This window comes from Streptomyces durbertensis, from assembly GCF_014156695.1.
Taxonomy (GTDB): Bacteria; Actinomycetota; Actinomycetes; order Streptomycetales; family Streptomycetaceae; genus Streptomyces; species Streptomyces durbertensis.
The window spans coordinates 1-4,955 of the sequence record NZ_WMLF01000409.1 but is presented as its reverse complement, the minus strand read 5'-3'; the positions used below and the strand labels follow the sequence as shown (position 1 = coordinate 4,955).

Annotated in this window: 3 protein-coding genes; 1 reads left to right on the top strand and 2 read right to left on the bottom strand. The window is 72.6% G+C overall.

Features of this window, described 5'->3' with window-relative positions; genetic code table 11:
* A partial coding sequence (locus tag GL263_RS28905; RefSeq protein WP_323379509.1) for an N-acetylmuramoyl-L-alanine amidase occupies positions 1-2,286 on the top strand: 2,286 nt, incomplete at its 5' end.
* Positions 2,287-2,370: 84 nt separating this feature from the next.
* Here the strand turns inward: GL263_RS28905 and GL263_RS21515 are convergent.
* Complete coding sequence (locus GL263_RS21515) at positions 2,371-3,483, bottom strand: type III polyketide synthase (RefSeq protein ID WP_182857389.1); 1,113 nt, start codon at positions 3,481-3,483, stop codon at positions 2,371-2,373.
* A gap of 81 nt (positions 3,484-3,564) precedes the next feature.
* Entirely contained in the window at positions 3,565-4,767 is a 1,203-nt protein-coding gene (locus GL263_RS21510; RefSeq protein ID WP_323379508.1) for a cytochrome P450, read from the bottom strand.
* Between the last annotated feature and the right edge of the window lie 188 nt (positions 4,768-4,955).

Sequence of the window (4,955 nt, the reverse complement as noted above, 5' to 3'; positions counted from 1 at the left end):
GGGTTGGCCGGTGGGCCGACGCCGTGGTCCGGGGAGGACGACCTGCGGCGGCCCGGGGGTGCGGCGGCCGAGGGCCCGGCGGACGGGCCGGTGGAGACCCGGGCTGTTGAGCTTGAGGTGCGCGGGGACGGGCGTCGGGCCGAGTTGGAGCAGCGCAAGACGGAACGTTTCAGCATGCTGGGCGTGACGTGGACGGACCCGAAGGCCGCGGCGGCGGTGAAGGTCGAGGCGCGGACGCGGGCGGTCGGTTCCGGTGAGTGGTCCCGGTGGTTGGTGCTGGAGCCGGAGCGTGGCGCGGCGGACGTGGAGCGTGCGTCGCGTGGCGGTACCGAGCCGGCGTGGGTGGGTCCGTCGGACGGTGTGGAGGTGCGGGTGACCGGTGAGGGTCGGGTGTCCGACGCGCTGCCCGAGGGTCTGCGGCTGGACATGATCGATCCGGGGGCCGGTCCCGGTGCGGGCACCGGCGCCCGGCCCGCCGCGTACGTCGGTGGGGGGATGCCGTTCGGGGTCCGGCCGGTCAACGATCCGGTGAGTCCGGAGCCTGAACTGCCCGGGCCGGGTGGGTCGGAGGGGCCGTCGCCGGAGCCGGGTGAGTCCGCGCCCGTGGAACCGAGCACGGAGCCCTCTCCCAGCCCGGAGCCGTCCCTGACGCCGGAGCCGAGCGAGTCCGAGACACCGACCGTGCCGCCGACGAGTGAGCCGCCGACGGGTAGTCCCTCCCCGTCGGCGCCGGAGACGACCGAGCCGCCGGCGCCGCCGTCCAGCGCGCCGCGTCCGCCGATCGTGAGTCGGGCGGCGTGGGGTGCGGACGAGTCGATGAGCCTTGAGGAGCCGGTGTATCTGCCGGACGGGCGGATCAAGGCGGTGGTGGTGCACCACACCGCCGAGACCAACAACTACGACTGCGCCAACTCCCCCGCCATCGTGCGCGGCATCTACGCGTACCACACGCGGACCCTCGGGTGGCGCGACCTGGGCTACAACTTCCTGGTCGACAAGTGCGGGAAGGTCTTCGAGGGGCGCAAGGGCGGCGTGGACCGGCCGGTGATGGGCGCGCACGCCTACGGCTTCAATACCGAGACCACCGGCATCGCCGTGCTCGGCACCCACACCGACGTGAACGCGGCCAGCGTGGCGTTGACCGCCGTGGCGCGGGTCGCCGCGTGGAAGCTCGGCCAGTACGGCGTGCAGCCGGACGGCACCGCCACGCTCGTCGCGGGTGCTGACGGCCGCAGCCTGGCCGGGCAGAGCTGGAAGAAGGGCGCCGTGCGTACGCTGCCCGCGATCCACGGGCACCGGGACGGGTTCAACACCCTCTGCCCCGGCGACCGGCTGTACACGCAGCTCGGCACTATCCGCGCCCGTGCCGCCGGTCCCGTGACCGGTCTTGCCGTCACCGCCGTCACCGGCGGCGGTGCGAAGGACGGCACCACCTACACCCGCTCCGAGATCACCGTGGAGTGGACGGCCACTACTCCGGCCTCCCTGATCAGCCGCTACGAACTGCTCGTCAACGGCAAGGTCGTCGCCACAACCAAGGGCAACGTGCGGACCGCCACCACGGCCCTGCCGCTCGGTACGCACAGGGTCGCGGTCCGGGCGATCCACCAGTCGGGGAAGGCCGCCACCACGCCGACCGCGACGGTTGTCGCCGAGACCACCGCGCCGACGTTCACCACCAGGCCCACGCTCGGCCTGCGCACCGGGATCGTGGAGGCGAACGCCGTGCCCGTCCGGCTCAGCTGGGCCGCGACCGACAACACGGCTTTGAAGAACGTGCGCCTGCTGGCCCCGGTCGCCAAGACCTACGCGGCGACCACCACCGGCGCCAACCACACCGCCGTCCCCGGCACCGCCACCGCCTGGCAGATGCGCGCGACCGACCTCGCGGGGAACGTTCGCAACGCCTCCCCGTCGTTCACCCCCGTCATCGTCCAGGAGACCGCCGCGACTCGCAGCGGTACCTGGACGACGCGCAGCGACTCCCGCTACCTGGGCGGGAAGTCGTACTCCAGCGGCACCAAGGGCTCCAAGCTGACCTACACCTTCACCGGGCGCTCCGCCGCCCTGGTCTTCTCCCGCGCCTCCTCCTCCGGGCAGGTCCACGTCCTCGTCGACGGCAAGCGGGTGAAGACCGTGGACCTGAAGTCCGCCACGACGAGGTACCGCGACGCGGTGTGGACGCAGACGTGGGACACCAGCGCCAAGCGGACCGTCACCGTTGAGGTCGTCGCCACCTCCGGGCGGCCCACCATCACCACCGACGGTCTCGTCTACATCCGGTAGGCCGCCGGCAGTTGGACGCGCCGGGTCCGCCCGTGGGGCGGGCCCGGCGCGGCGGGCCCGGGCGCGCGGTCGGATGGCGACGGCTCAGGGGGCGGGGGCGAGGGTCGCCTCCCGGGCCGGGTGTCCGGTGGCGGCGGCCGGGATGGCCGGGACCTGCCAGGTGCCGAGGTTGAGTTCGGCGGTGATGCCGGGGCCGAAGCCGGCGACGACGCCCCGGGCGCCTCCGGTGAGGTGGCCCTCGGCGAAGACGCGGTCGAGGGCGTCGAAGACGACGCAGCTGGCGATGTTGCCGCGGCTGGTGAGCGTGGCGCGGCTGTGCCGGTACATGTGCGGGTCGACGTCGAGCAGTGCGCACAGGTCGTCGAGGATGCGCGGGCCGCCGGCGTGCACGATGTGGAAGTCCAGCTCGGACATCACCCAGCGCTGCTGGTCGGCCAGGGCCCGCAGGGCCGGGGCGAGCATGTGCATCGTGGTGGGGACGCGTTTGTCGAGCTGGAAGTGGAAGCCGGTGTCGCGGACGGCGTAGGAGATCCACGACTCCGTCTCGGGCACGAGGTAGGAGCTGTTGCGTCGCAGCCGGACGCCGTGCCCGCCGTCGCCGCCCCGCACGACGGCGGCGGCGACGGCGTCGCCGAAGAGGCCGTTGGAGAGCAGCGAGCCGACGTCCAGGTCGCTCGGCTGGTAGCACAGCGAGCAGAACTCGCAGCAGACGATGAGGACGTTGGCGTCCGGATAGGCGGTGAGGAAGTCGTGGGCGCGGTTGATCGCCGCACCGCCGGCGGCGCAGCCGAGCTGCGCGATGGGGAGCTGCCTGGTGTCGGGGCGGAAGCCGAGGTTGTTGATGAGCCAGGCGGTCATCGAGGGCATCTCGAAGCCGGTGCAGGAGACGTAGACGATGAGGTCGACGTCCTCGGCGGTCAGCTCGGCGTTGGTCAGGGCGCGTTCGACGACGGGCGGCACGCGGCGTCTGGCCTCCTGGCCGTAGACGCGGTTGCGGGCGGTGAAGCCCGGGTGCCGCAGGGTCTCCTCGATCGGTCGGATCAGGTGCCGGGTGCGGACGCCGGTGTTCTCGATGAGCCGGAGCGCCAGCGGGAGTTGCGGGTGGTCGGCGTGGAGTCGGCGGGCCAGTTCGAGGGTGTCCTCGCTGGTGATGACGTGTTCCGGGACCGCGACGGCGGGCCGGCAGAGTGTTGCCATGGGTTTCCCCCGGGTGAGGGCCGGTAGGGGCGGCGGGCTCGGGCGGGCCGGGCCGCCGCCGGCTCTGGTCAGGAGCGTCGCCTACCAGGCGAGCGGAAGTTCCAGTGGGTAGCGCCAGATGGAGTCGGTGTTCCACCGCAGTTCGTCGGCGGGGACGGCGAGTCTCAGGTCGGGGAAGCGCGCGAGCAGCGTGCCGATCGCGGTTTCCAGCTCCATGACGGCCAGGGGGGCGCCGACGCAGTGGTGCGCGCCCCAGCCGAAGGTCATGTGGCCGCCGGCCGTGCGGTCCAGGTCGAGTGTGTCGGGGTTGTCGTAGCGCTCCGGGTCGCGGTTGGCGGCGAGGTAGGAGACGTGTACGACGTCGCCGGCGCGGATCAGGACACCGCCGAGTTCGACGTCCTCGGTCGCGATCCTGGGGATGCCGACGCCCTTGCGGAAGGGGATGTACCGCAGCAGCTCGTCCATCGCCTGCGGCAGCCGGGTCGGGTCGGCGCGCAGCTTGGCGAGCTGTTCGGGGTGGGTGAGCAGGGTGTAGGTGATGTTGCCGATCTGGTAGGTGCTGGTGTCGTGGCCGGTCATCAGCAGGACCATGGCCATGACGGTGAGTTCGTCGTCGCTGAGGGCCTCGTCGCCGTCCCGGGCGGTGGCGAGGACGCTGATGAGGTCGTCGCCCGGGTCGCGGCGGCGGCGGGCGGTGAGGTCGGCGAAGTAGCCGCGCAGTTCGGCCTTGGCGGTGACGGCGCGCTCCCGGGTGGCGGGGTCGGTGGCCATCATCGTCATCGCGCGCTGCTGGAGGGTGCGCCGGTCGGGGCCGGGGATGTCCAGCACCTCGCAGATGGTGGTGAGCGGCAGCTGCGAGGAGAGGTGGCGGACGAGGTCGGCGGGCGGGCCGTGCTCGGCCATCGCGTCGAGGAGGCCGTCGACGATGCGCTGCGTGGCGGGGCGCATGGCCTCCACGCGGCGCTTGGTGAAGGCCTGCGCGACGAGGCGGCGGAGGCGGGTGCTGGCCGGCGGGTCCATGAGGTTGATCGACTCGGACTGGACGATCGGCTCGGGTGTCATGCGCGGGAAGTCGAGCCCGGCGACGGCGGCGCGGCTGAAGCGGCGGTCGGTGGTCACCGTGCGCACGTCGTCGTACCGGGTGACCAGCCACGCCTCGCCCTGTCCGTAGGAGAGCCGCACGCGCGTCACCGGGGACTCGGTCATCAGCCGTCTGAGCGTGGGGTCGAACTCCAACGCGTCGGCGAAGTCGAAGGGGCAGCGCGGCACGGTGCTGGCATCCACGGCTGGGGCGCTCCAGTGAGGCGGGGCTACGGAGGGACGGACGAGCGGAAGGACAAGAGAGGGCGCCGGCCCGGCTTGAGTGGGCCGGGCGGGAGGCTGGTCGGCTTCCATTCTTGCTGCTCGGTGCCGGATTGGTGACTCTGAGCGACGGAGTCCCTCCGATCGGCGGATTCGGCAGTGAAGAGGTT